Annotated in this window: 20 protein-coding genes, 1 pseudogene and 1 other annotated feature; of the genes and pseudogenes, 4 read left to right on the top strand and 17 right to left on the bottom strand. The window is 49.6% G+C overall.

Annotated features, from left to right (window positions below; genetic code table 11):
• Positions 1–19: 19 nt before the first annotated feature.
• The 6 genes from RAC89_RS29950 to RAC89_RS29925 all read right to left on the bottom strand — a co-directional run bounded on the left by RAC89_RS29950 (position 20) and on the right by RAC89_RS29925 (position 5,246).
• Positions 20–1,177, bottom strand: a complete 1,158-nt coding sequence (locus tag RAC89_RS29950) for an NAD(P)/FAD-dependent oxidoreductase (RefSeq protein ID WP_306617321.1) — start codon at positions 1,175–1,177, stop codon at positions 20–22.
• A complete protein-coding gene (locus RAC89_RS29945) occupies positions 1,174–1,890 on the bottom strand; it encodes a methyltransferase domain-containing protein (RefSeq protein WP_306617320.1) in 717 nt (238 codons plus the stop codon). The genes RAC89_RS29950 and RAC89_RS29945 overlap by 4 nt, the downstream gene beginning before the upstream one ends.
• Positions 1,875–3,035, bottom strand: coding sequence for a type III polyketide synthase (locus RAC89_RS29940; RefSeq protein ID WP_306617319.1), 1,161 nt, complete (start codon positions 3,033–3,035; stop codon positions 1,875–1,877). Before RAC89_RS29940 ends, RAC89_RS29945 begins: the two co-directional genes overlap by 16 nt.
• Positions 3,036–3,185: 150 nt before the next feature.
• Positions 3,186–3,614: a TerB family tellurite resistance protein gene (locus RAC89_RS29935; protein WP_284646603.1), complete on the bottom strand. Its 429-nt coding sequence runs from the start codon at positions 3,612–3,614 to the stop codon at positions 3,186–3,188.
• Between the two features lie 89 nt (positions 3,615–3,703).
• Positions 3,704–4,741 carry a phosphotransferase enzyme family protein gene (locus RAC89_RS29930; RefSeq protein ID WP_306617318.1) on the bottom strand — a complete coding sequence of 346 codons (1,038 nt, stop codon included), beginning with the start codon at positions 4,739–4,741 and terminating at the stop codon, positions 3,704–3,706.
• A 100-nt stretch (positions 4,742–4,841) separates the two neighbouring features.
• On the bottom strand, positions 4,842–5,246 hold the full coding sequence (locus RAC89_RS29925; protein WP_306617317.1) for a hypothetical protein: 405 nt from the start codon (positions 5,244–5,246) through the stop codon (positions 4,842–4,844).
• A gap of 183 nt (positions 5,247–5,429) precedes the next feature.
• On the opposite strand from RAC89_RS29925, the gene RAC89_RS29920 reads away from it, so the two are divergent.
• Positions 5,430–6,308, top strand: coding sequence for an AraC family transcriptional regulator (locus tag RAC89_RS29920; RefSeq protein WP_306617316.1), 879 nt, complete (start codon positions 5,430–5,432; stop codon positions 6,306–6,308).
• 173 nt (positions 6,309–6,481) lie between these two features.
• Here RAC89_RS29920 and RAC89_RS29915 read toward each other — a convergent pair whose 3' ends face one another.
• From RAC89_RS29915 to RAC89_RS29890, 6 genes are all read right to left on the bottom strand, one after another.
• Positions 6,482–8,041, bottom strand: a complete 1,560-nt coding sequence (locus RAC89_RS29915) for a right-handed parallel beta-helix repeat-containing protein (RefSeq protein WP_306617315.1) — start codon at positions 8,039–8,041, stop codon at positions 6,482–6,484.
• 100 nt (positions 8,042–8,141) lie between these two features.
• Positions 8,142–9,428: an ABC transporter substrate-binding protein gene (locus RAC89_RS29910; protein WP_306617314.1), complete on the bottom strand. Its 1,287-nt coding sequence runs from the start codon at positions 9,426–9,428 to the stop codon at positions 8,142–8,144.
• A 469-nt stretch (positions 9,429–9,897) separates the two neighbouring features.
• A complete protein-coding gene (sigJ, locus tag RAC89_RS29905) occupies positions 9,898–10,767 on the bottom strand; it encodes an RNA polymerase sigma factor SigJ (RefSeq protein ID WP_306617313.1) in 870 nt (289 codons plus the stop codon).
• On the bottom strand, positions 10,757–12,046 hold the full coding sequence (locus RAC89_RS29900) for an NAD(P)/FAD-dependent oxidoreductase (RefSeq protein WP_306617312.1): 1,290 nt from the start codon (positions 12,044–12,046) through the stop codon (positions 10,757–10,759). Before RAC89_RS29900 ends, sigJ begins: the two co-directional genes overlap by 11 nt.
• Before the next feature lie 214 nt (positions 12,047–12,260).
• Positions 12,261–12,803 carry a P-loop nucleotide/nucleoside kinase family protein gene (locus RAC89_RS29895; RefSeq protein WP_306617311.1) on the bottom strand — a complete coding sequence of 181 codons (543 nt, stop codon included), beginning with the start codon at positions 12,801–12,803 and terminating at the stop codon, positions 12,261–12,263.
• A 336-nt stretch (positions 12,804–13,139) separates the two neighbouring features.
• On the bottom strand, positions 13,140–14,123 hold the full coding sequence (locus RAC89_RS29890) for a helix-turn-helix transcriptional regulator (protein WP_306617310.1): 984 nt from the start codon (positions 14,121–14,123) through the stop codon (positions 13,140–13,142).
• Between the two features lie 151 nt (positions 14,124–14,274).
• Here RAC89_RS29890 and RAC89_RS29885 point away from each other — a divergent pair, with 151 nt between their 5' ends.
• Complete coding sequence (locus tag RAC89_RS29885) at positions 14,275–14,754, top strand: hypothetical protein (protein ID WP_306617309.1); 480 nt, start codon at positions 14,275–14,277, stop codon at positions 14,752–14,754.
• A 22-nt stretch (positions 14,755–14,776) separates the two neighbouring features.
• Entirely contained in the window at positions 14,777–15,253 is a 477-nt protein-coding gene (locus RAC89_RS29880; protein WP_079911345.1) for a GyrI-like domain-containing protein, read from the top strand.
• A 192-nt stretch (positions 15,254–15,445) separates the two neighbouring features.
• Here RAC89_RS29880 and RAC89_RS29875 read toward each other — a convergent pair whose 3' ends face one another.
• A complete protein-coding gene (locus RAC89_RS29875; RefSeq protein ID WP_306617308.1) occupies positions 15,446–15,892 on the bottom strand; it encodes a MerR family transcriptional regulator in 447 nt (148 codons plus the stop codon).
• Positions 15,893–16,062: 170 nt separating this feature from the next.
• Between RAC89_RS29875 and RAC89_RS29870 the strand changes: the two genes are divergently transcribed.
• On the top strand, positions 16,063–16,914 hold the full coding sequence (locus RAC89_RS29870) for an aldo/keto reductase (RefSeq protein WP_306617307.1): 852 nt from the start codon (positions 16,063–16,065) through the stop codon (positions 16,912–16,914).
• Between the two features lie 333 nt (positions 16,915–17,247).
• Here the strand turns inward: RAC89_RS29870 and RAC89_RS29865 are convergent, their stop codons facing one another.
• From RAC89_RS29865 to RAC89_RS29850, 4 genes and pseudogenes are all read right to left on the bottom strand, one after another.
• Complete coding sequence (locus RAC89_RS29865) at positions 17,248–19,524, bottom strand: ATP-binding cassette domain-containing protein (RefSeq protein ID WP_306617306.1); 2,277 nt, start codon at positions 19,522–19,524, stop codon at positions 17,248–17,250.
• A 22-nt stretch (positions 19,525–19,546) separates the two neighbouring features.
• A complete protein-coding gene (locus RAC89_RS29860; RefSeq protein WP_306617305.1) occupies positions 19,547–20,089 on the bottom strand; it encodes a dihydrofolate reductase family protein in 543 nt (180 codons plus the stop codon).
• 314 nt (positions 20,090–20,403) lie between these two features.
• Positions 20,404–22,047, bottom strand: a pseudogene (gene metG / locus RAC89_RS29855) (methionine--tRNA ligase); the annotation flags it as partial.
• A 40-nt stretch (positions 22,048–22,087) separates the two neighbouring features.
• Positions 22,088–22,349: a binding site (T-box leader), on the bottom strand.
• 181 nt (positions 22,350–22,530) lie between these two features.
• A complete protein-coding gene (locus tag RAC89_RS29850; RefSeq protein WP_306617304.1) occupies positions 22,531–25,527 on the bottom strand; it encodes an OmpL47-type beta-barrel domain-containing protein in 2,997 nt (998 codons plus the stop codon).
• Positions 25,528–25,597 lie beyond the last annotated feature (70 nt).

Below are 25,597 nucleotides of genomic sequence, written 5' to 3'. Positions count from 1 at the left end.
CGAGGCTCCCCCTAACCGACTATCGGATGAGTCTTGTCCTGCGAATACACATGGACGTCAGCCAAGGCGTCACAGAGCCGAGCCTAAGCAGCAAAGGAGCGAGCGAACGACTTTGCAGAGCCGTCTGCAGCAGGGAGGACCAGCGGAGGGGGCCGGTCCATTCCGTCCGCAGCTGCGCCTCGTACTGGCGTCTCCAGCCCGAGAGCGTAAGGCTCCCGCGCAAATACCGATCCGCATACTCCGCGGTTAGCTCGGCCGACCGAAGGGCTAGCGCCATCCCGTCGCCGCTTAACGGCGAAATGACCGCGGCTGCATCCCCTACATGGGGAGACTTGTCCCATGCACAAATCCGGCGCCCCGGCATGACAGGCGCTACCGCCGCAGCCGTCCCGGGAATATGGGCTTCGGGCGCAAGCTTCGTTCGAAGCTCGGCATTCCCCGCCCCCATCCGGTCCCACATCCCCTGCGTCGTTGATCCGGATGCGCGGAAGGCCTCCGCGCGCACGAGGGCCGCTGCGTTCCAGTTCCCGCCTTCGATAGGGGATATCCCGAGATACCCTCCTTCGGTAAAGTAAAGCTCCACCTCCGATGCCTTAGGGCTGGAGCTTCGCAGATGCGTTGTCAGCCCGATATAGGAGGAGGCCGGAACGGATTTCTTTTGATCCCTGCTGAGGCTGAGACTGGGGCTGCTGCGACCCCAAGCCCCTGCCACAACGCGGGATTTGAGGATCCGCTTCTCGCCCGCGCAGCGCAGCTCCACTTGATAGCCTCCCGGGAGAAGCTCATGAATGGCGGTAACCGTCGCCCCTGTCCATACGGTGACTCCCTGCTGTTTGCTTGCCTCGAGCAAAACCAGATCCAGCGTACGGCGGCTGAGTCCCCATGCTTGCCCCGGCAGAGGCGCCTCCAGTGTCGGTCCGGCATCGCAGGTGATCCGAACGGTATCGATGAGGGCAGGCCGCAAGGAGCGGACCAGCGAATCCAGGCCTAGCGCGGCAAGGCTCCGACCGGCTTCCGGCGATAAGAATTCTCCGCACACCTTATGACGCGGGAAGGTATGACGGTCCACGAGCAGCACGCTCCAGCCTCTCCCGGCCAACGCATACGCAAGGCTTGTGCCCGCCAGCCCCGCGCCTGCAACAATGACGTCCCAGTCTTCCGTCTCCGGCCGGTTCATAGCTCCACCCTTCTGGCGGTCACCGCATAGCGAAACAACGGTCGCCAGGCATAATGAAGCTGCGTATGAAACCCCAATGTCATTTGAAGCTCCTTCCACTCTCCGGAGCGAAACCCCTTGGCCACTGAGAGGGGGCCGTCATGCCGGATATAACGGTTACGCGATATCAGCCTGGTCGCCAGCCAAACCGCACCCCAGGCTACGGGATGTCTGTGAATGTCATTGATGACGACTCCATAGCGAGCCGCCCCAAGCAGATGCCTTACTACCACTGGAACCTCTTCCGGTGAAAAATGATGGAGGAATTGACTTGCGGTCACCACGTCCGCACAATGTGTTTTCAATGCAAACACATCCCCCTGAACGACTTCAACCCTTGGCTCTCCCTTATAGAGCAGCCTCGCTTCCGTACATGCCTCCTCCGTGATATCCATTAATAGGATCCGCAGCTGTATTCCATGCTTATCTGCCCAGCGCAGCAGCCGTTGGTTAATGTCGCCGGAGCCCGCTCCTATGTCGAGCACGCTTAGCGCAGGAGGGCATCCCGCTTCCCTCCAGAGCCGTTCCACGCCGTAGAGAGTTGGCCCCGCTGCGGCGAAAAGACGGTTCAGGCGCCGTAGATGCTTTAGCGCTTCCCGAAGCGAATCCCCGCCCTGACTGAAATCATCCATGAGCTCCGGCACGAGTGAGCGCCTCTTCAACCGGTCCGGCATACAGCTTCCTCCTCCATGGCCCCTTCCTCTCCAACGGCGGGACGATAGGCAAACCGCATCAGCTCCGCTTGAAGCCCCGGCCCGAAAGCAAGCGCAAGCCCTTCGCGCCTGCCGGTATCCAGCTCAGCCAGCTCCCGTCTCATCTCCTGCAGCACATAAAAGATCGTCGCCGACGATAGATTCCCGTAATGACGCAGGGTCGTCCTGCTGGCCTTCGTCTGGGTCTCACTTAACCCGCACAGCTCCTGAAGCGTGTCGACAATTCCCCGTCCCCCCGGATGAATCGCCCATAGCTCGGGGTACTCCGCCCCTGCCAACAGTCGGTCAATAGCCTCAGGAACATACTGACCGATCAGCTGCGGAATCTGCGGTGACAAATACAACGAGAACCCGTGATTCCCAAGCCGCCAGACCATTTCCTCCGCGGAGCCGGGAAACAGGCTCGTCAGTGCATCCCCCAGTACAAAGCAGCTCTTCTCTTGCTTCGGCACCGAAGTGACGACACTTGCAGCCGCTCCATCGCCGAAAAAGGCGGCACCGAACAGGTCCTCCTTCTTGTCGGAGGGCTGGATATGAAGGGTACACAGCTCCACACTAATGATCAGCACCTTAGCATCGGGGTCCGCCTGAACGATCGAGCTTGCCGTGCGAAGGGCGGTGAGCCCTGCCGCACAGCCAAGGAACTGCAGCGGCATCCGCCGAACCTCGTGAGACATTCCCAGCTCGAAGGCCACCACCGCGTCCAATCCCGGCAGAAACATCCCGGTGCAGCTTACAGTAATCAGGTGAGTCATTTGGCAGGAATCCAAACCGGCGTCCTTCAATGCTTTTGTCGCTGCGTTTATTGCCAGAGGAACGGAGGCGTGCCGGTACAGCTCCATCCGCTCCTCCGTAGTTGGAATTTGCTCATAAGGCGTATTTGCCAAATAACGGCATGTCCCTGGAGGATCAAGTAAATTGGGCTCACAGGTATACCGGGTCTCCACACCGCACTGCTTGAAGATACGCCGGGCCCACCGGGCCGATTCCGGCCGGTCAGCGAGCGCCTCCGCCAACCGTGAGGCTGCGCTGGCCTGCTCGACTTTGTACTCCGGAAGCGCCGTTCCAAGACCTACAATCGCTGCTCCCATTCCCTTTTTATCCATCGCTTCACCCGCCTCTAGTTCTTGTCTACTCTATATCCCATCTTATTAATCGCTGCCCTGTTATATGTGTTAAGTAGAGGCTTTGCGGGAATTTCCATCGGGAACAGCAAAAAAGCGGATTACAGAAGGATGTAATCCGCTTTCGCTCCGTTATTTCGATTCCATTTGACCTAAAATGATTTTTAGCCCGTTAATTTTCAGCTGATCCATTTGAATGACCCATTCCTTTAATGCATGGACGGTCTCATCCGAAATCCCCATAACACGCTGCATTTCCTTGACGATTTGCTTCTCCTCCCGGGCATAATTCCCATCCGCATAGATCAGCAGGAACATTTCAGCCAAAAAAATATGTTTCACCTGATCGTTGTCTATGCTGCCTACGATTTCGGAAATATCCTTTACTTCCTTAGGCTGGTAATCCGTTTCCGTCATTTCCATCTCACTTAGAAATGATTTCAAGTGGCTTCGTTCGTTCTTGGTTATAAAGCCGTCTGCTTTAATAATTGCATCCGCCAAAGCCAGGAATGCTTCTTTATGCTGCTTGGTTTGAAGAAAATGCAAAAACAATGGGGTCATTCCTTTCAATATGCATAGTATCGTCACTAGTAAGTATATACGCTTGTTAGTCTATATGCGTTTCCTTCATTAGCGATTTCACGAATCCATTATCCACGATCTTGGCTCCAGCTTGCGAGACGGACGATGCTCTCTCCTCTCCGGATCCGCTCAACGATCTGCCCGAGCCAACGGGTCATTCGCTCGTTCATTTCACCGGGGGCAACCTTTTTACGGATGACCAGGTACAGATTCAGGTCACGGAAGGCCAAGAAGGTCGGCAGCTCCAGGAGCCATTCCGCAGGCAGCTCATATGCTTCCCGGTATCCCTGCCAGAATGCTGACAGGAAGTCCGAAGCAAACGCTTCTAGGTCCCCCATATAAGATTTCGGTACTCCCCAGCTTAAGGAATAATACAAGGGAATGGCAATATCGTGGACAAACCAGTTGTAAGCGGAGTCGTCAAAGTCGAACACCTGCAGTCCTCCGCGGCCATCTACAAAAAAGTTGCGAGGATGAATATCCGTGTGGATCAGTCCGTAGGCGTCCGCTCCCTTCGGGAGGCTCCGAAGCCGGGTCAGCACGGCCTCCAGCCTTTCCAGAACAAATTCCTCCCCGGGGGCCGTGTATTCCGCCGCGTTCTCCAGGAGATCATCCTCCTCCCATGCAGGGCGTCTTGCGGCTCCGGGGACCGGCTCGTACCGGGTCGTCAGCTTATGCATTTGCCCGGTGATGCTTCCCCAGCTTCGGAACAGCTCCGCATTCCATTCCTCAGGGTTGGAGAATTCAGGCAGGTGTCCCTCCGCTTTCCGAAACAAACCTGCCGTGAAGTACGTTTCCCCTTCTCGTGCCTCTATTTTCTCCGTAAGCCGACCTTCCCGCGACAAGATGCACCCGGGAATGGACAAGCCGCCTTCCTCCGTCAAATACCGTATCCAGTCCAGCTCCGCCTGAACCTGCTCCTCCGAGCGATGGCTGCTGTGGGTTAGACGGAGTATAGCCGGCTCCCCCTCCTTCTCCGTTACCCCTTCAAACACATAGTTTTCAAAATCCCCAAGCTTCTTATATATCCCTCGCTTCAGACCGAAGCGGTCTCCCGCTTCTTGAAGAATTCGCTCTTCGAACAGCTTCTCTACCTCGTATTCCATGTCAATTCATCCCCTCCTATCCCCTATCCTACACCATCCGCGCTGCAAACGCATGGGAAAGAATGGGTATAGGCTTGGGGAGATTGCCATGCCCACAAGATTAGATCCTAAATCCCTTGATCAATGGAAAAATGAACTGCATAGCACCAAGACCGATCTTGAACAAGTTTCCCATATTGCCGAGGCCAAAGCCGCCCGCCCCGACACCTGCCGCGGCGCCGCCGCCTATACCGCCGAATAAAGAGCCGAGCAGGCCCAGCATCGAAATCTGAGCCTTTGCTTTGCCTTTTTTAGCGGATATTTTGCGATCGCTGCGTAACCCGTGTAATGACAAAGCCCCATTTTCCATTGCCTCAAGCGTGCCTACATAGACCGATCCGTCCTTGAGTACCGCACAAACCGGCATGCCGATCATGCCGCGTACCGATTCCGCCGTTACCGAAGCCTGTGATGCTTTGCGACGCGCGACTGTTGTACGATGACGCCTTTTGATATTTCGTGACATTGGGTACGCCACCTGTTGTTTAGATTTAACAGAACAGTATATGTCCAAGCAATTCGAACGGCTTGTGCGAGTATGGAGAAACTCCCGGTTTTCCATAATATTCGGAATAAGACGGACAAAGGAAGCGGGAATCGTTTATAATAAGTTATGAACTAACACTCCGAAAAACAGGGGGGAGCTACCATGCCGAAACCTGCTCCAGGTGAACACTTTCAGCCAAATCAATTTATGAACTTTGTGCATAGGGAAACCACGGAGGTTTTCAGCGTATTTCACTCTCACCAGGGCATGGAATTTTTGTTCATCCACGAGGGCAGCGGACATGTCATTATTGACCACAAGCTTTACCCTGTAGAAAATGACACCCTGATTTTTTTACAGCCGTTTCAGATTCATAAAGTATATATAGAGTCCAAGTACAAGCGGTCCGTATTTTTTGTGAATCCGGTCGGGGCGGAGCCCTATTTGACGCCTTTTCCGGAGCTGTATTTATTTTTTCGAAAGCTTCTTAAGGTTGAACTGCCGGCTCAGGTTTTTTATCTACAGAAGGACAACCTGCTCCAGAAGCTGATCCATGATTTCCGTCAGTCGTTGAGAAACGGGGAACACACCTCACAAGAGGACTATGCCATCTTCTTCCTGCAGCTGCTGAAAATTATACGTAAATGGATCAGCAACCTGCATCCGGACGATTTACCGGCGACCACCCGTTCCCAGCACCATGTCGAGAAAATGCTGGATTGGCTGGAGATGCATTTCCGCGAGCCGTTTTCCCTGCAGGAGCTGGCTGATTCCGTATTTTTATCGCCCTATCATGCTTCCCGCTTGTTTAAGAAGCATACCGGAAGCACAATGACCTCTTACCTGATGGCCAGACGTATTAAGGAAGCTGCCGCCATCATTGCGACCACCAATATTTCCGTGAAAGAAGTATCCCGGAGAGTGGGCTTTCAGGGAGATGCCTATTTTTGCAAGCAGTTTAAGCAGCTGACCGGTCTCTCTCCCTCGGAGTACAGACTCCAAATTGAGAATGAGCTGATCTCGCCCAAGTGGATTGAATAGCATGGCATATCGTGCCGACACAGACGAAAAAGCCTTGCCTCCGTAATAAAAAAGGGGCCCGGCTTTTCTTCTTTAGACGTTTACTCCAACCCTCTATTGCCGAACATGACTAGCCGATCCGACAAACTATTATGCAGGGCCGCGTTCAAGTTACCATCCAATCCGTTTCCATATTATATAAGACAATCGTCTGTGTTGTACAAATAAATGCCTTCCGTCTGCGTTTTGCTTAGCTGGTCATCTGTAATGTTGTTTCCGCAGAGTGTCGTAAAGCTGTAGTTTGCCAGAAATACGGCTCTACCCACATTGTTCTTTACTACATTGCCTTCGATCAGGGTATCGTGCCGGACGCCGACGGTGCCTTCCAGCTTCATGCCCTCCGCTCCGCACCCCTTCACATGGTTTCCTTTGATAATCAATTCCTTCGCCTTCCATATACCGATTCCCCGGCCCGAGCACGACCCGGCTGCGATCATATTTCCTTCAATGATGCTGCCGTGAGCCTCATCTATGAAGATACCTATCCCGAACTGCGTGTTCGAGGGCGAATCTCCGATCAGCTGGTTGCCCTTGATCGTTACTCCTTCGGCCTGCTTGTATACCCTCACACCGTTGGCCGACCCGCCAAGAAGCGTATTTCCTTCCACTATCACCGCTTTGCCGCGATAAATCTGAATGCCGGACGTAACCGGATTCCAGCCCATTTCCGGGGGAGCGGTTTTATATTTCGGTGACTCTACCACATTATTGGAGATGACATTCCGGCTGCCGTAATTCATAATCCCCCAGAACGTTTGCCCCTTTACCGCATTGCCGGTAACGGATACGCCGTCGGCTTCAATATGAATGGCTCGGCGAAAGCCTCCTACAACGACATTGCCGACTACAGCCCCATGTCCGTCCTGATTGCGCTGCACGGGCCAGCCGACATGGACAAGAGCTTCAATGTTTATGCCAATTCTCGGATCCTCTCCGCTTTTGCAGGTGATATAATTGTTTGCTACTACAGCGTCGGAGCCGAATACACAGACGGCGTCTCCCAAATCCTCACGACCTGCACCGAGGCAATTGGTAATCTGGTTATTGACGATTCGGGTGCCCGTGTATTCTACTGTTGAGCTTCCGGAATTCACAAGAATCCCGATAAGCATTTGATCAATCTGGCATTGCGTCACGGTCACACGATGAGCCCTGATTTCGACGGCTCCTGATCTCGTGCCTTGTCCATGCGGCTCTCCCATCCGTTTCAATCCCGCCGGGTTATGGAAGATCAGACCGTCCACAATGACATCATCGCCGTATATCCTCATGATGTACGTATTGTCCGCGCCCAATCTCAGCCTGCCGCTGCCGGTCACCCTCAGCTTCGGCACAGTGATGTCGATAGCCTGTTGACACAATATATCCACGTCCGGAGGGAAATACAGCACATCCCCCGGCTGAAGCTCCGCCATCTTGCTCTGGATCAAGTTCCGATCGCCGGGGGTGTTACCGTCGCCCACTACGCCCCAGTCCTTCACATTAAACGTTCTGGAATTCAACAACCAGGGGGGATTCCCGTTGCTTGCATTCAACCCGGGAGGATTCCCGTAAACCGCTTCCATAACATTGCCTTCAGCGCTTCCGAAAGCTTTCAGTAAACCTCCGGAGGCGAAGGCCGCCCCCGTGAGACCTAACGAAGCCAGCAGCTTTCTGCGGCTTAGCCTCGTGCCGCCATCTTTACCCGTTTTCATAACAAAACTCCTCCTCCAATTACAATGTGCATATCCTCGTTCGATACAACTGCCGTTTGGAAATGTGCTTGAGTCTCGTATCAAAGGGCTGGCATGATCACTATTTTTTGGCGTCCGAATCGATGACCTGCTGAAATTTTTCTTGGAATTTACGAAGCGCCGTATTGATATCCTCATTATTCGTGCTCATATTTCCTATCGCGTTCGACACCTCCGTGCGGAATTGAGCATTGTATTTCAGCATATAGCTGTTATTTCGCACGCTCGGATAGTTCGGGTTTTTCAATACCTCCAAATTTTTCGTTTTCATCTGAGGGTGCTCCCACCAATTGTAGCCGGGAACCGATTTCTGCGCCTCAACCGAAAGAATCGTATCCAATACCCGAATGGCAAGCTCCTTATTTTTCGTAGTCGAGCTAATCGTCCACATGCCCCCGTTCGGTCCAACCACAGTATGCGGAGACATGCCCCCGAAGACCGGATACGTTGCTACGTCCCATTGCAATTCGTTGTATTTGTCAGGCGAAGTAAACACTACGCTCGCATCTCCGGCGTACATGGCAACATTTTTCTTCGCAAACTCACTGAAAATCCCGCCTTTCGGCAAGAACCCGCCCTGTTCCTGGGAAAACCTTTTATTGATTCGGAACAATTCCATCCACTTCGGATCGGTTATTTGCACCTTGCCGTCGGCACCGACAAATTCAAGACCCATTTGGAATGCAAGAAAATAGGGAGCATTATGCACTACCAGCCCTTTATAATCCACTCCGTTGTCTGACCGATAAAATTTCTTGGCCAGGTCCATCGTCTGATCCCATGTCATATCGTTTTTCGGGTATGGCTCGCCGAACCGGTCAAAGACATCTTTGTTATAGATAATGGCGTACGTATTGTATGGACTTGTTTCATGTAGAGTGTCGGGCAGGGCGTAGATTTCCCCCTTATCCCCGTAGCTTTTGATGACCTCTATTTTTTTCTGCTCAAACTTGCTCATGTCCATCTTCGTCTGCGCAATCAGCGGGGCCAGATCCTGCTTCAACCCCAAATCCCCGAGTGTGCCCAGCTGAGCGATAATCGTGGCAATTAAGTCGGGCGGTTGACCGGCCGTTATTGCATTCTGAAGCTCACTGTACTTCATGTATTCAAAAGTCACATTCGGAAATTTTCGCTTAAGCACTTCATTTTGGGTCAATTGCTTGAACCGCTCCTCCGAGTCGAAAAAGGCTACCTTCAAGGTTACCGGTTCATTCCCCGTCTTGGCTTCATCGCCTTGTGGTGCCATGCCCTCGGGTTTCCCGGTTAGGGAGCACCCGGACACCGTGATCGCCATAGTCAAAGCACCTGCCAGCAAGCCTCTCTTATTACAACGTTCTAATAACAACATTACTGCACACCCCTTTATTTACAGCGTTTTCATTTCAGCACCTACCCGCAGTTGCATCATACAGCGCTGATGATTACATAATCTAATGTACCAGACCTCTTTATCACTTTGTTGCGTGATCATATAACGTGGTTGCTCTCCGAGTGTAATGGGGCTCCAGCCCCTATCGGAGTCCTTTCGTGGTATCCATGTTTCATTTCCTCTTTAATCTACTCCTTGCTCTACTCTACTTGTTTCACTAACCCATAAGCTTGCCGCTTTGGAAAGCTTATGCTTCCAAAATGAACAAGTCCTTGATTTTCAAGGACTTGTTCAGAACACCCAATTTGATTTTTACTTCCCATTGCACTAACGTTCTTCGTTACATCAATGCCCCACCCAATTACTGCAGCTTTACTTCTTCATCTACCAGCAACATATCCAACTTACAAATAATATCCTGCTGAATTAAGCTATCGTCTCTCGTTAATCAACCATTCAAATGTCTCAACTTTTCCGGATTGGCGACATTATAGATCGCTTCGATCTTATGATCCCGATAAGCAAAAGAATAAACATATTGAATTCCTTCACTCAAACGAATGAGGATTCCGGGGAGCCCATTCACCATGAGGAACGAATACGTAATTTTACCTGCATGCATGTTGATCAAATTTTGATGCAGCTTCAGCACTTGCTCAAATCCGACAACAGGCAGTTGCGCCGCTCTTACTTTGCCTCCGCCGTCCGAGTAGAACACAACATTTTCACTAACCAGTTCAAGAAGCTTCGTCGTATTTCCTTGCAACAGTGAGTTCACAAATTCTTTAATCTTGTCTTCCGCAATGGAAACCGACGGTTGTTGATCCGGGTCGAAATGGATGCTTTTTTTGGCGCGGTGGAAAATTTGCCGGCAATTCGCACTGCTTTTCCCGACAATATCGGCAATTTCTTCAAACGAATAATGAAAAATCTCTCGAAGAAGAAAAACCGCCCTTTCCGTTGCACTCAATTGCTGCAGAAGCAGAAGATAAGCCGTGGAAATCGACTCCGACCGCAAATACCTATTGGATGGATCGTTGTCCGAAGCCCCTTTTTCAATCAGGGGCTCCGGAAGCCATGGACCGACGTACATTTCCCGTTTTTTGACGGACGAGCGCAAGAGATCAAGACAACGATTCGTTACGATTTTGTATAAAAATGCCCTTTCGTTTCGGATTGTCCCGACGTCAGACAGTCCGTCATAGCTCATAAAAGCATCTTGTACGATATCTTCCGCATCCATGACGCTGCCGAGCATTCGATAGGCTAACGAAAACAGCTCCGTTTTATAACGTTTATATAATTCCTCAGTGCTCATAATAGGCTTTCCTCTCCTTACCCTCAAGGGAGAGCATGTGTTGTACCGCTCTTTTGGCGCTTGCCGTCGCGGCATCGACCAATACTTCACCGTGCGACGCCCATTCTCCTGCTACATACAATCCTTGTATTTCCAGGACGGCGGGTCCCGGATTCTCAAGACGTTTCATATGGATAAAGTCATAACAAACCGTCATTTTAGGAAGGTATTGCTTGACAATCAATTCTTCCCGCCATCCCGGCTGCATCAAATCCAGCACGCCTTCCAGTTCTTGTAAGTCTTTATCCGGGTCCGTTTCTTTCCCTTGGTACTTAATGAGCGATATGACTTGCGCGCCATCGTCGCTTAGATAAGCCGCGCGCGAATAATTACTAAGAAGCACGGTCTGATCAATCCCGTAAGCAAATTGTTGTTTGGGCTTGGGAAGTCGTTTCAAGGCCACATCCAGGCAAGCTGCGGTGACCTCAATCGCTTGTTCTTTCCAGGTATGAAGGGCGGTTTTTTCTGCAAAGGGCACCAGCTCATTTGCGATAGAAGGCGATGTGGCAAGGACAACATGGAGCGTATCGATTTTCGTTCCGTCTTCACAGAGAACCTGCCGCACGATCCCGCCACGGGTATCGACGGACGAGACTTTGGTATTTGTTAATAACCGCACTCCCATGTCGGATGCCTTTCCCCGCAATTCCTCGATCAATTCGCCCCAACCACGATCCAGGTACAACGCGCCTTTAAGGGCATTCTGCAGCTGTTTCAATACAGGACCCGCGGCCGGCAAATCCGGCCCGACCACATAACTGGCGGCACGAAGTAACGAATAAAAGATATTGCGCACCATGGGATCTTGCAAATTCCCTTCGACCCATTCGCGGATACTGATCCGGTCAAATTGACGAGTATCCGCTTTTTTAACTTTCATAAGACAGGAAGCAAACTCCATCTTTCCTTTCCAAGACAATAGCGGGGTCGTAAACAAGGATTTCATATCCGAGGGCAAGGGGCTCAATTTCCCTTTCCAAACGCCATAAGCGAACGATGAAGGCCGCTTTCCTTGCAAGGTCAGCCCCAATTCCCGGAAAGTCTCGTACGCATCTCCCTTATACAAGGAATGCGCGCCCAAATTGAAGTAAGCTCCTTTTTTCTTATTGGAAATGGCTCGGCCGCCTAAGCGATTCTGTTTTTCAATGATCACCGTTTGTTTCCCGGCTTTGGCTGCGTAAATAGCAGCGGTTAAACCCGCAATTCCTCCACCAACTACGACCACATCAACCTTTTGCATAGCTCATCATCCCTTCGCAATTTTACCTGTATGACGGGCAAGGGATGAGCAATGTGACAGAAGAGCAAAAAAAATTTAAAGGAAGTTTCCGCTTTACCGTTATTGTGACTCGGTTCACCGGATATAATATTCAACTATCCTCCCGTTAACGTAATGAAGCTGCCGGTCGCAGCGGCAGCTTCATGTGGTTTATTGAGCTAAAGTCTTCTTTAGCTTAATCTTTCATATTCACATTATGTTCATTCCATTTACTCAAGACATACCTTTTTATTTGCTCTGCTACTTGAGATGGAGGGGTTGATGTAGTATCAATTGTGGGCATAGGTGGGATGTATGCAGTTTCTGCATTATTAATAAGCCACTGAGCAAATTCTTCATGTTGTTTTAGCTTCTCATCGGTCCAATTTGCTCTATCTCCTCGGTTACGCAAACGATTATTACGGGTAGCATCATCGCAATGTAAGTTGATAAAACATACTTCACTAAATTTATTGTACGTATCACATTTTTCTGCTGCCCAAGGCATCAATGTGCCGCAAATTATCGTTCCCCTTCCGGATTTTGCAACAGCATTAGCAAAATGAAATAATAGGTTAAATCTATCTTGGTATTCCAGTTTGGAAGCGGTTGTTCCAAAATTATCAGTATCAGTGCTAAATACATCAAACTCCGGCATTGTAGTGCGTAGTTCATGCATAACCGTTGTTTTTCCAACACCACTTGCCCCAGTGACAATAAACAAAGGTATTTTCTTCACAAAAAATCCCCCTTAAATATGCATAAATTCATATTATATCCAAACTTAGTTTAGGGGGAGGGAAATCTTTCCTTAACATATTGTTTACCTACTATGGTCTGAAACTGCTCCCAAGTTAGGTTGCTTAATGATGTAATGGGTTATTTAATAACTCGGTGCCATGTATCTTCTGGCCCTAGTACCGTAACCCTTCCCTCGATGATCTCTGTCGATTTGGATCCCAATGCTAAACGTACCGTTTCTTTCGTCAATACTGTTTAAATAAATTCCAATTTTTGAGTTTACTGCGGCACCAAGCCGACTTGGGCTCGCGAACGTTGCAGCCCGGTTATTGGCCTAACGTATTTTTGTTAAAGTGTCAGCACTTCCCCTTAACCGCTCTTCCAAAATCAAGCGCAGCTGAGCAGGAATCCGTTCAAACTCGACTCCTTTCCCCAAAAACAAAAGCCAATCCGCATAATACTCTAGCGTCTCAACATCGGTTACATCCAGTTGAGCATTGAAAATCCCACTCGACTGGAACATCCCTGTAAAGGACAAAAGAATCCCCGGCGGGTGCAAGCGCTTAAAGCGCTGAATCCCAGTCGTATCAAGCTTTACAATCAGATTGGACTCACGTGCGCCAAGCCGTTTTTTGCTTAAAATCTCTTGCTCAGACGGCCTCATCTTCTTCTCAGAAATGGCCGAGTCCCGCAGCATCTCAACAGGCAAATAACGAAACTCATCGGTATCTAGATCATAGACCTCGACCAGCCAACGAGCGTTTGAGTTAAAAATATGAATCAAATAAACGTCCATTAACTGCGGCCAGCCAGGACTCGGCTCATACGTCAGGCGCAAGTGCTTATCCCGCACGGCAAGTGAAATCAACTGATTCAATTCCGCAGGCGCCGCATCATCGAGTTCCAAAAGATTCGGATTAGCAGGATTTGTATTATCAAAAAGCAAGATATGATTCAGCTCGATCAGCTCGTCGTGCTGGGTTTGCGACGCGATGCCGATGAGTTTTTCAGTGATGGAGCGGCGATTTTGCAAATAAGGCAGCTGCGAATTTTTCGAGGCGATAAAGCTGATAAATATCGCTTTCAGCTCTTCTGGTGTGAAACGGACGGCGGACAGGTACTGATTTTGCAGGACATTGTAGCCGCCCCCGCGCCCAAGCTCGGTCGTCAGCGGAAAACCCATCGCCTGAATCTCGTTAATGTCGCGGATCGCCGTCGCGCGAGAAATCTTGAACTCCCGCTGAATCTCTGCAATTGTAAAATGCGCGCGGTTATTGATGAAGCGCATGATTAGGTTCACTCGTTCTGTCTTTTTCATGATTTTATTGTATCAGAAATGTAGCACCAGTACTGATTTTGATTCTGTTTTTGCAATACTTTTTTGATATTCGATAAAAGGTATCGTTTTTTGATACATTTAGAGAATAGTATCAATCTTGTAAAAACAAATCCGCTAAGGAGAGATCAAGATGTCTAACTACTCCATCCAAACCATCTCAGAAAACTACAAAATGACTGCTTTCGGGGTTTTGCTTGAAGACTACAACGACTGGGCAGGCAATGCAGCAAAAACTACAGCGAAAAAAGCTGAAATCACTGAAAACGGCAAGCTTGCCGAACTTCTCGCGCTCGCTGACGGGCAAGAATATCAAATCAACTACGTCATCGACGGCAAGGCTTGGCGCGGCTTCGGCGTGATGGGTGCATACGACGTGGAAGGCGCGGTCGTCCTTGACTTCCTCGCTGGGGACTACCTCGTGGTGCCTGGTACAGGCGCTGACAAAGACCGCCTTGCTGACGAAATAACAGGCAAAGTTTTCGGTGGTCTGCTGCAAGAAATCACAGATTACAAATACATTGGTCCTGGTAACTCAACCTTCGTCAAAGCAGCTGAAGACGGTACATTTTACGGCCAAATGTGGCTTCGTGCAAAAAAAGTAGCAGGCTAATCTCAGTCAAAGGAGCACTCCCATGGCAAATTACACAGTTGAACATAAGAAATCATTTACATTGACCGCTTATGGTTTTTCAATTCAATCCAATTTCCAAGACGCGCCGGCTTTGCAGAAGGAAAAAGCAGAGTTTTGGGGAGGACTCAAGGCTGACGGGCGTTTTGATAAGCTTAAAGCGGCCGCAAAAGATGATCGCGAATGGTCAGTCAACGAGGTTTATCAAGGCAGACCGTGGAATTATTTCGCGGTAGAAGCTAGCAAATCGGTGGCTGACGCAACACGCATCATAGAGTTTCCGGAGAGCGAGTACATAGTGCTCGCAGGAACCGGCGACAAGGAAACTTTGTTTGATCAGTTGACTTATCGTGCTTTTGGCGAAGTTTTGTCGCAAATCACTGACTATGCTTACATTGGCGGTCCCAATGCAACTTATCGCAAAGAAAACGGTGACGGTACTTTCTACGGCGAATTTTGGGTTCCTGTGGTTAAAAAATAGTATGATTTGACCAAAGGGCCACCCCGACACACACGCGGATGGCCCTAGTTGAGTTCGCTTTCATTAAAACACCTTTACAAGGCAACTCTAACAGAATTATTGACAAATAATAATCTAAATATATTGCGTCATTTATGATACGGTTCTCCGTAACAGAGCTATCAGCGAATACTGTTTAACCGGCTTCGACATTCAAACTCTTTGTGTAGCCTTATAAAATACGTCACCATGCATATGCTGAATTCTGTCCCAATTGATGGGATTGGTTGTATCTGGAGTGCGGTGCTCTAGTATGGCTTGATATAGGACTGTTTTCTCTTCCAAATGGGCAACGTGCAGTTTGGCCTCCTCGAGCTTAGCGAGCGCCGCTTCCTTATGTTGCATCATGAGTGTGTAGCGTTGCGGAATAGTGGAATCCCCCTCGAGACATAAATCGATATACGTTTTAATGACATCAATCGGCATCCCGGATTGCTTGAGGCATTTGATGCCATGCAGCCAGTTGATCGATTCTTTGTCGAATATTCGAACATTATTCTCATTGCGCTGTACGCTTGGCACCAGACCTTTATCCGTGTAAAAGCGCACAGCGTGCTCGGTGAGTCCCGTGACTTGTGCAGCTTCTTTGACTGTGTACATGTGGAATCCTCCTTTGAAAAAAAGAATAACAGCCTCTTGCCTTCGTGTAACACGAAGGTACTAAGCTTATTGTAATGCAACTGAGTCGTAATCGGAATGCCCTCTCCAGTACCGATATCCGGGATACGCACCGGTTGCTGCTATACAATTAATCAATAGGAGGAATTTCAATGCAAACAGTAACTTTGAACAACGGTGTGAAGATGCCGATCCTAGGCTTCGGCGTCTACCAGATTCCCGATGCTGTAGAGTGCGAGAACGCGGTGTACGAAGCACTGTCGGCCGGTTACCGCTTGATCGACACCGCCGCCGGTTACCTTAACGAGGAAGCGGTCGGACACGCGGTCAAGCGCAGCGGTGTACCGCGTGAAGAGCTATTCATTACAACCAAGATTTGGGTTCAGGATGCCGGATACGAGAGTGCCAAGCTTGCGTTTGCAAAGTCCCTGAAGAAGCTGCAGCTCGACTATCTCGATCTATACCTAATTCACCAGCCGTTCGGCGATTACTACGGCACTTGGCGCGCGATGGAAGAGCTTTACCGTGAAGGCAAAATCAAGGCCATCGGGGTCAGCAACTTCATGCCGGATCGTCTGATGGACCTCATTGTGCATAACGAAATCGTTCCCGCCGTCAACCAGATTGAGACGCACCCGTTCTACCAGCAGACAGAGAACGGTGCTTTCTTGAAAGAGCAGGGCGTGCAACACCAGTCGTGGGCGCCGTTCGCTGAAGGACGCAATAACCTGTTTAGCAATGAAGTTCTGACCTCGATCGCGAAGAAACACAACAAATCCGTCGCCCAGATCGTATTGCGCTGGCTTGTTCAGCGAGAAGTTGTTGTCATTCCAAAATCGATACACAAAGAGAGAATCGTCGAAAACTTCGATATTTTCAATTTTACGTTGAGCGTGGACGATATGGAACGCATTTCCGCCCTTGATACACGGAAGAGTTTATTCTTATCGTACCAAGATCCCGGAGTCGCCAAGATGATGGGCAACTGGAGAGTCGAACTGTAAACTTTGGTCTGGTTTCTCCACTAGGAACGGACAGGGCGGGTGCCTCTGTCCTTTCTTGTTGTTTCATACTTATGGGCAGAAGTTCGGCCCTCCGCCTTACCACAATTTGGTTCTCCGTAACGGGTTTAGCGGCGGGCTGGATGTATTGATCGTTGCAAGCATATTCATTACAAGCTAAGACAAACGATTGTTTACCTGGATCCTCAAATAAGAGTTGCCGTAAAATTCCGCAATTGGCAGCCCCGGAAATAGAAACAGCGGAAGCCATGGACAGGAAAAGATTAACGTTCTCCAAAAGCTTAATCATCGATCGGGTCCGTTAAACGTACCCCGTCAGAAAGACGCTTCCTGCCTGGTTTCTGCCTTGCGTAAATACTCCCCTGTTATCGAATGCTCGGAAGCAGCCAGCTGGACAGGAGTGCCTTCGAATATAATTCGGCCACCCCGGTGCCCGCCCTCGGGACCCATGTCAATTATCCAATCCGCGCTCTTGATCACATCCAGGTTGTGCTCGATGACTACCACCGTGTTGCCCCCGTCGACCAAGCGGTTCATAATGTCCATCAGGCGGGAGATATCGGACATATGCAGTCCGGTTGTCGGCTCGTCCATTACATAGAGACTGCCTTTCTTGTGAAGTTCCCCAGCCAGTTTGATGCGTTGGCATTCTCCGCCCGACAAGGTGCTCAGAGGCTGGCCCAGCGTCACGTATCCGAGTCCCACATCCTCCAGCGTCTGCAATTGACGGAGCAGCTCTTTCCCGGTGAAAAACTCCGAAGCTTCCCGTACCGTCATGGCAAGGACGTCGCCGATGGATTTTCCGTACAGCTTATACTCTAGCACTTCATCGCTGAAACGCCTGCCCGCGCAAGTTTCACAAGTCGTCCTTATTGGCTCGAGAAAGGCCAAATCCGTGTATACCATCCCGAGACCCTGGCAGTTGAGACAGGCTCCCTTGGAGTTGAAGCTGAACAACGATGCGCTCACCTTGTTGGCGACTGCGAACAGCCGCCGGATCTCGTCCATCATCCCCGTATAAGTGGCTGGATTGGAGCGGATGGATGTGCCCACGGCCGACTGGTCGATCACAATTGCTTCCGGATGCGACGGCAGGAATGCTCCGTTAATCAACGTACTCTTGCCTGAGCCGGCTACCCCCGTTACCACGGTCAGCACACCTACAGGTATATCGACTGTTACATCCTTCAGATTGTGCAGACTGGCGTCGGCCACGGTCATCCAACCCTTGGGCACCCTGGTTGAAGTTTTCAAGGGCAGACTTTGCTTCAAGTATCGTCCTGTCAAGGTATCCGCGCGGAGCAAACCCGCAAAGTCGCCTTCGTAGACGATTTCTCCGCCTCGGGTTCCCGCATGAGGTCCGACATCGATGATATAATCGGCGATCTCCATGACTTCGCGGTCGTGTTCGACAACGAGCACGGTATTCCCTTTGTCCCGTAGCTGGCTCAGCATGCCGTTCAGACGATGGACATCTCGCGGATGCAGCCCGACGCTCGGTTCGTCGAAAATGTAGATCATGTCGGTAAGACTGCTGCTCAGATGACGGACCATCTTGATGCGCTGCGACTCCCCGCCCGACAAGGTTGTAGTCTGCCGATCCAGACTCAGATACTCCAGCCCGATAGAGACCAGATGATTCAGCCGGTTCAGAATCCCGTCAATCATCGGGCCGGCAACGGGATCCTGAATCGCTTCAATCATACGTATTAGCTCGCCAATCTCCATCGCCGCGCATTGGGCAATGTTGTATCCGTTAATCCGGCAGCCCAAGGCCGCTTGATTAAGCCGGCTGCCCCCGCAAAGGTGACACTCGCTATAGGTTAGAAAGCGGTTAAGGGTTTCGCGTTTGGCATCTGACATCTCGCTGCTGTCTCGCTTTAAATACAGGCGGGTGAGCTTAGGCAGCAGACCTTCATAATCCGATTCGATATCGCCGCCTTTGGTGCGGTATACGATCTTGCTTTCTTTGCCGTGGAGGAGGGTATCCCATTCCGCCGGCGTAAAGTCGGCGAGCCGCTTGTCGTTGTCGAACAAGCCGGAATGGGTATACGTATTCAAGTACCAGCTGCCCACTTTAAATACGGGGAACAGGATTGCGCCTTCATTCAGCGACTTGGACCTGTCAAGCAGCTTGTCCACATCGAACTGCACCACTTGTCCGACTCCGGAGCATTCCGGGCACATGCCAGCCGGGTCGTTAAACGAGAAAACATGCGAATTACCAGCAAAAGGTTTACCGATTCTGGAGAAAAGCAACCGGAGCATCGAATATATATCCGTGATCGTGCCGACCGTCGAACGGGAGTTGCCCCCGAGCTTTTTCTGATCGATCACAACCGCCGTAGACAGGTTTTCAATCCGATCGGTATCCGGTTGACCAAAACGGGGCAGCCGATTGCGGATGAAGGTGGAAAAAGTCTCGTTAAGCTGCCGCTGAGCTTCGGCACTGATGGTGTCGAAAACCAGGGAAGATTTGCCCGAGCCCGAGACGCCTGTGAAGATCGTGATTTTTTGCTTCGGTATGCGGACACTCACGTTTTTAAGGTTATTCTCGCGTGCTCCCTCAATTACGATATCATTGACTTTCATAGCCCCTTCACCTCGGATTTTCTTAATGATAAATTAATTGTACAACACCTGAGGAGAACGTTCTTGTAGTAACGAATTTCAAATTCAATCTCTGTTTCATATCCACAAACAGCGGTTTTCCTTCTCCCAAAACAACAGGATGAACGGATAATCTATATTCATCAACAAGTCCTAAATTGATAAAAGTTGTAATAAGACTTGCTCCACCATATAGCCAGATGTCTTTGCCAGGCTTATTCTTTAATTCATTTACTTTTTCAACAATACTATCGTTGATAAATATTGCTTTATTATCTATCCCTTTTTGCGTCCTGGAAAACACATATTTCTCTTTGCTGTGAACCGATTCCCAGAATTCTCTTTCAAAATCCGTATGTTCAAGTTCTGGAGTAAATTGTCCCCATATATCATAGCTTTTTCTTCCATATATAATGGTATCAATTTGATTTAAAAAATGGTGAAACCCCATCTCAGAGTCCATAATGCACCAATCAACTTCACCATTTTTTCCTTCAATAAAACCATCTAAAGTAACCGCTAAATCTAAAATTATTTTTCGATTCATGTTTTGTTACTCCTTTCGTTAATCTACCACCCATTATAGACCCTCAAATACGTCAACTTATGTCATATTAATAAAAGAGAGCTCTCCGTCAGAGCGATTCCCTGAAAAGCTACGCGCGTGTTCTCATGGGGCAGTCGAGAGATGCTGAGATAATAAACGTCCTATTAACCTTAGCTTGCGGATTATTGCAATTCGACACATTCTGGCATTCTCCAGCATTTCCCGGGAAATTTGGATCCTATTCCGTTAAATGTCGAAGCAGGTGATGGAGAAAGGATCATCCGGATGGAAGTCTCCTCCCCGGTTGAGTGAGCCTACAACCTTTGCATCTCCAAGAGTCTGTTTTCTTCTTCTATCCGACTAATGTCGATTCGCTCGAACAGTAGCTCTAGATTTTGGATTTGTCGGTCCGCCGGAATTTGAATCAACTTCCAGCTCGGTTGTTCAAGTGTAAGAAATCCTCTTATTTTCTCACAAGAGAAGGGGAGGAAAGGATGGAGCAGATTGGAAAGGTTCGCAATGATTTGGACACAAGCATGTAATGTAGCTCCGCATGCCTCTCGATTATCCTTGATTTGTATCCAAGGCTTTTGTTCGTCAAAAAATTTGTTTGCTTGGCGAACGTATGTGAAAATCAACTCAATGGCCTCCTTGTGACGGCCTTCTTCAATGAGGTTTCCGGAAACCCGATACAACTCTTCCGTTTCCTTTTTACAAACCCCATTTAGTTCTCCTGGCGGAATACGTCCTTCGAAGGATTTGTCAATAAAGACTAACGTACGGTTAACAAAGTTTCCAAAAGCACCCAGCAGCTCGCCATTGTGGCTGTGAATGAACTCCCTCCAAGAAAAATCAGTGTCACGCTTTTCCGGCCCATTTGCGATGAGAAAGTATCGAATGGAGTCCGGTTGATACCTGTTCAGAACATCAGGTACCCAAACTGCCCAATTACGGCTTGTCGAAAACTTTTGCCCTTCCAATGTCATATACTCGCATGAGATGATTCGATCCGGCAAATGCAGCCCCCCGACACCCAAGAGAAGTGCAGGCCAGACCAGCGTATGAAAAGGTATATTGTCCTTTCCATGAACATAATAAGCGGTTATATCCTTTTCCAAGTCCAACCAAAAGGATTCCCAGCTGCCTCCCGTCTCAGCTGCCCACTTTTTGCTTACCGACAGGTACCCGCTAACAGCTTCAACCCAAACATAGATTTTCTTTTCTTCAAATTCTTCAACCGGAACTCCCACGCCCCATGTCAAATCTCTAGTTGCCGCTCGATCTTGAAGCCCCTCTTCTAAGTATCTTTGGGTCAATTTAACGGCGTTATCTCTCCAGCCCCGAGCCTTTTCCGCATATTGGCTGAGTTCATCTTGAAATGTAGACAGAGCAAGATAAAAATGTTCCGTCGGGCGCTCAACTGGGGGATTTCCGCAAATTTTGCATGTCTTTTCCAATAAGTCCGCCGGGTCGAGCAATGTTGAACAATAATCACATTGATCGCCTCGGGCTCGATGTCCGCATACAGGGCAATTCCCTTCAACATAACGATCCGGTAAAAATTGTTGATCCGTTTCGCAATATGTCTGCAATATTGTTTTCTTGTACAGATGTCCGTTTTCCAGAAGCCTTAAGAATAAGTCTTGTACTACTCGATGGTGAAATTCTTGATCGGTTCGAGTATATAAATCATAGGTAAAGCCCAAGCGATGAAAGCAGTCGACAAATTCTCGATGGTATCGATCTGCAATATCACTTGGCGAGACTCCCTCATGATTGGCTTGAACAGCGACCGGTGTTCCATGACAATCGCTGCCAGACACGTACAACACATCTTCGCCCTTCGCACGGAAATAACGTGCCAATACATCCCCCGGCAATAAACTTGCCAATCGTCCAAGGTGCAACGAACCATTCGCATATGGCCATGCTCCACCAATAAATATTTTCGCCATGTGATGCCCTCCTTTTTTTGGACAAACAAAAAAACCCTCATCCCATAGGGACGAGAGTTGTGCTCACGTGGTACCACCCAATTTTATCAATGCCTTGCGGCATTCACCTCTTCAGGTACGACGCTTTTTACGTTTATACCCTAGCACAGTAACGGATGCGGGTTCCGGCGCAGCCTACGACCAAATATGGTTTCGATGCGCAGCTCTGAGACCATGTTCCCTAGGCTATTCATTACTCCTTTTCAGCTGCCGGAGCTCTCTGTAAAAGCTGTCACCAAGGTACTCTTTCTCTTCTTAGCTTTTCAAAATATTCAAGTTATTGGAAATTTTACTAAACGTTTATTCCAAAGTCAAGGTTTTTTTCGGAGTAGGGGGCTGGTTGTGTGTAACGTGGATCGCTCCTCCCTACGCGGACTACCCTCATGCCGATCCGGCATGAGGGTGGTCATTATCCATTTCGATAAGGTTAGGAAGCTGAGTCGTTCATCATTGCGCGGCTCCTCTGTCATGCGGTACCGTGACCGTCGCCGAAACATCCTTCTTATGACCTGCTTTATCGGTAACCGTATAAGTAACCGTATATACGCGTCCCGATCCGCCGCCGGATCTATCGGCACGCAAACGAACCCTTGTCGCCGCTGTACCGAAATCAGCCTCGATGTCGCCCAGGCCGCTGTCCGGTTCATTGCTTGTCACTGAGGTTAAGAGTACAGAATCGATGCCCGATGCAGTATCGGTCGGATGAAGCGCTGCCAGGATATCGATCATTTTGTGATTGGCTGGCCACAGGGACGTTTTATCCAGTTGGATCGTTACTAACGGCGCGGTCTTGTCGATCTTGAACTCGATCGTGCGAATCTGTTCTACGTTACCAGCTTGATCCACACTGCGATAGTCGATCTTATAGTTTCCTTCGCCGAAAGCAGGGATCGAGCCTGTATAGCTAATCCATCCGCCATGATTTACCCGGTACTCCGTCTTCGCCAAGCCGGATACATCTTGATATACCGCGAGGCTTACCGTGACGTCGGATTTATACCATCCGTTGCTGCCGTCAGGTGCTGCCGGGCTAACCGTTGCGACGGTAGTCGGCGCCGTCTTATCCACCATCAAGCTGATCGTTTTTATGGCCTCTTCGTTTCCTGTTTGGTCTAACGAGTGATATTTCACGGTATACTGTCCGTCTTGATCGAACGTCACCGGGGACGAATATAACTCCCAAGTAGCTCCCCCATCCGGACTGTATTCGGTCTGCAAGCCGCCCGACAGCTGATTCGAAGCGCTTAAGGCGAGCGTAGCCGGGTTAACGTACCAGCCGTTCTGTCCATCCGGCTGCGCCGGCGTCAACATAGCTGTTGTTTCGAAGCTTTGGGGATTGCCGGCGTTATCATGTACCTGCTCTAGGCCGGCATTGACGGTCTTCATGATATTGACCATATCCGTATAGGGCTGATCCTGTTGGTTTACCAGCCCGATATTGAAGTTTTCCCCATCTTTACGCCACGTAACCGCCTGGTCGTAGTATGAGAACCATCCCGACCCGACAAACAACGGATGGGAGATTTGACTTTCAACGAAAGACTTGAAGGCATAACCTCTATCCGCTGTGCTTCCTACGGTTGTACCCGAATTGACAGGCGAGAGACCGCGTTGGGTCGTACTAAATGTATACTCCAGATTCAGCAGCGGTTTGCCGTAAGTCTCGTATCTCGAAATCCAGGTGGCATCGTTCACGTAATTGTCAACGGAAAAAGCATCTACAAACTCCATAGCCGCGGAATCCCACTCTAGACTGGTCCGCCAAGTCGGAACGATGGACGCCCCCAGAAATAGGTGGTTCGTATCGTATTTACTGATTACTTTCTTGACGGTTGTAAAATAGGCTCGGGACGCCAGCTTGATATAATCCGATATATCTGCAGCAGGCACCTTGGCCATATTGATCGAGATATCCTTCAACGCGTTGAAGGAGGCGGCGCTGGTACCAAGAAGCTGATTGACGACGGCAAGGTCGTTGTTGTACCTTGGCGCCAAGAAATCCACAAATGCGCTCTTCGCCGGAGAAGCCGAGTTATAAGTCAGAACTTCTTTGACAATATCGGTATTCCACCCAGCCTCATTATCATACGTATATCCGATGAGCCATGGATCATTTTTCGCTGATTGCAGCTGGGAGCTTAGTGCATTTTCTATGATGGATTCATTCTGCGGGTCAAACACATCATAAGTCCATTGAATTCTTTTCAAGCTGCCGGGGTCTTGCAAAACTTGAATGTAGGGAAACGTGACATGACGCGGTTTGGTCCATTTGCTAAAGGCATTGAAGCCCCAATCGATCAAGCGCTTCTTAGTTATATCCTCCCATTTCGATTCAAAATTGCTTCCGTATTTCCTCATTACGTTGGCAACGACGAAGCTTACCCGTTCTCCATTGGAATCATTGACATAAGCGGGTGCATAGGCAACAGGGTCGGGAAGCTCCTCGAACACATTTCTAGGTGTGCCGTCCGCTTTTTTGAGCGGCGTTCCGTACCCCCACTCCCATATACTAGTGGCGTCCACGCCCTTCAGAATAAATTTATATCCGTCCGGGGTAATAAACCACCATTTGTTGTCGATTTTTTGGAGTCTGAAAAAACCGGTGTTTTTGAATTGTCCCCCGTTTTTTACCCCGCCGTACTGATCGTATTTGGCAAGATCCAAGGAAACATTGGAAAGCGTACTCGCCTCATTCGCATATTCCTGCTGCAGCTGCTCGTCGGAGCCCACCTTTCCCGGCCATGTTTCATAAACCCACTGCCCGTACTTATCCGCCATCAAGCCGTCTTTCTTCAGCTCGAGAGCCATTTGTTCCGCAGTCAGTGCAGGTCCGGGATTCACTCCCTCTTCCCCGGTCCCTTTATAAATTTGAACCTCGGTTAGGGGGATATGCTGAAAGGCATGAGGACGCTTAATATCGATGACAATAAATCTGGCCTTCTTGTTCGACATCGGTACGTTAACCGAATAGTTCCAGGTTGAGCTGGGGCTCGTTGAAACGATCCCTGGAGTTCTGATGTGTTTGGCGGCAATATAGTAATAATCCGTTACTGCCTCAGGGCGGTATTTGAGCGTAAACTCTTTAAACCCCCAAGCTGAATTGGGTGAATTCAGTACGACGTTAATGCTGTCGAGCGGATAATCCTTCAACAAGTCGAACACAACCTGTACGGTCCCTGGGGTACCTGTCCCGCTTCCCATCCATCCGGCATAGGTTGTAGTTTTTCCATCAAGCAGCACGCCATTGGCAGAAGAAACCAACCCTGTTGCTCCTTTGTCGGGAAGACTTCCTCCGTTCGGAGCCGGGCCGAAGTAATAATTTCCGGTTTTCAGCAAAGTGCCTTCTCCGCGAACCTCCCCGGCGGGAATCCATCCTGCTGCCATGATGCAAGCCAGAACTAGTGCAAAAACGCGCGTTTGAAACAGTTTACCAAGTTTTACCATTCTTTACCCTCCTCTGTATTCATACCTTTTGCAAGCGATCTTACAAGGAATGAAACGTTTTCCGATGATC

It is taken from the genome of Paenibacillus sp. GD4 (genome assembly GCF_030846225.1).
Lineage (GTDB): Bacteria > Bacillota > Bacilli > Paenibacillales > NBRC-103111 > Paenibacillus_G > Paenibacillus_G silviterrae.
Note: the sequence above shows the minus strand (reverse complement) of the source record. Positions and strands in the feature narration are given on the sequence as shown.

Excerpts from the sequence above, each read along its gene's own strand:
- RAC89_RS29950 (WP_306617321.1), bottom strand. The coding sequence starts at position 1,177 with ATGAACCGGCCGGAGACGGAAGACTGGGACGTCATTGTTGCAGGCGCG.
- RAC89_RS29945 (WP_306617320.1), bottom strand. The coding sequence starts at position 1,890 with ATGCCGGACCGGTTGAAGAGGCGCTCACTCGTGCCGGAGCTCATGGAT.
- RAC89_RS29940 (WP_306617319.1), bottom strand. The coding sequence starts at position 3,035 with ATGGATAAAAAGGGAATGGGAGCAGCGATTGTAGGTCTTGGAACGGCG.
- RAC89_RS29935 (WP_284646603.1), bottom strand. The coding sequence starts at position 3,614 with ATGACCCCATTGTTTTTGCATTTTCTTCAAACCAAGCAGCATAAAGAA.
- RAC89_RS29930 (WP_306617318.1), bottom strand. The coding sequence starts at position 4,741 with ATGGAATACGAGGTAGAGAAGCTGTTCGAAGAGCGAATTCTTCAAGAA.
- RAC89_RS29925 (WP_306617317.1), bottom strand. The coding sequence starts at position 5,246 with ATGTCACGAAATATCAAAAGGCGTCATCGTACAACAGTCGCGCGTCGC.
- RAC89_RS29920 (WP_306617316.1), top strand. The coding sequence starts at position 5,430 with ATGCCGAAACCTGCTCCAGGTGAACACTTTCAGCCAAATCAATTTATG.
- RAC89_RS29915 (WP_306617315.1), bottom strand. The coding sequence starts at position 8,041 with ATGAAAACGGGTAAAGATGGCGGCACGAGGCTAAGCCGCAGAAAGCTG.
- RAC89_RS29910 (WP_306617314.1), bottom strand. The coding sequence starts at position 9,428 with ATGTTGTTATTAGAACGTTGTAATAAGAGAGGCTTGCTGGCAGGTGCT.
- sigJ (WP_306617313.1), bottom strand. The coding sequence starts at position 10,767 with ATGAGCACTGAGGAATTATATAAACGTTATAAAACGGAGCTGTTTTCG.
- RAC89_RS29900 (WP_306617312.1), bottom strand. The coding sequence starts at position 12,046 with ATGCAAAAGGTTGATGTGGTCGTAGTTGGTGGAGGAATTGCGGGTTTA.
- RAC89_RS29890 (WP_306617310.1), bottom strand. The coding sequence starts at position 14,123 with ATGAAAAAGACAGAACGAGTGAACCTAATCATGCGCTTCATCAATAAC.
- RAC89_RS29885 (WP_306617309.1), top strand. The coding sequence starts at position 14,275 with ATGTCTAACTACTCCATCCAAACCATCTCAGAAAACTACAAAATGACT.
- RAC89_RS29880 (WP_079911345.1), top strand. The coding sequence starts at position 14,777 with ATGGCAAATTACACAGTTGAACATAAGAAATCATTTACATTGACCGCT.
- RAC89_RS29875 (WP_306617308.1), bottom strand. The coding sequence starts at position 15,892 with ATGTACACAGTCAAAGAAGCTGCACAAGTCACGGGACTCACCGAGCAC.
- RAC89_RS29870 (WP_306617307.1), top strand. The coding sequence starts at position 16,063 with ATGCAAACAGTAACTTTGAACAACGGTGTGAAGATGCCGATCCTAGGC.
- RAC89_RS29865 (WP_306617306.1), bottom strand. The coding sequence starts at position 19,524 with ATGAAAGTCAATGATATCGTAATTGAGGGAGCACGCGAGAATAACCTT.
- RAC89_RS29860 (WP_306617305.1), bottom strand. The coding sequence starts at position 20,089 with ATGAATCGAAAAATAATTTTAGATTTAGCGGTTACTTTAGATGGTTTT.
- RAC89_RS29850 (WP_306617304.1), bottom strand. The coding sequence starts at position 25,527 with ATGGTAAAACTTGGTAAACTGTTTCAAACGCGCGTTTTTGCACTAGTT.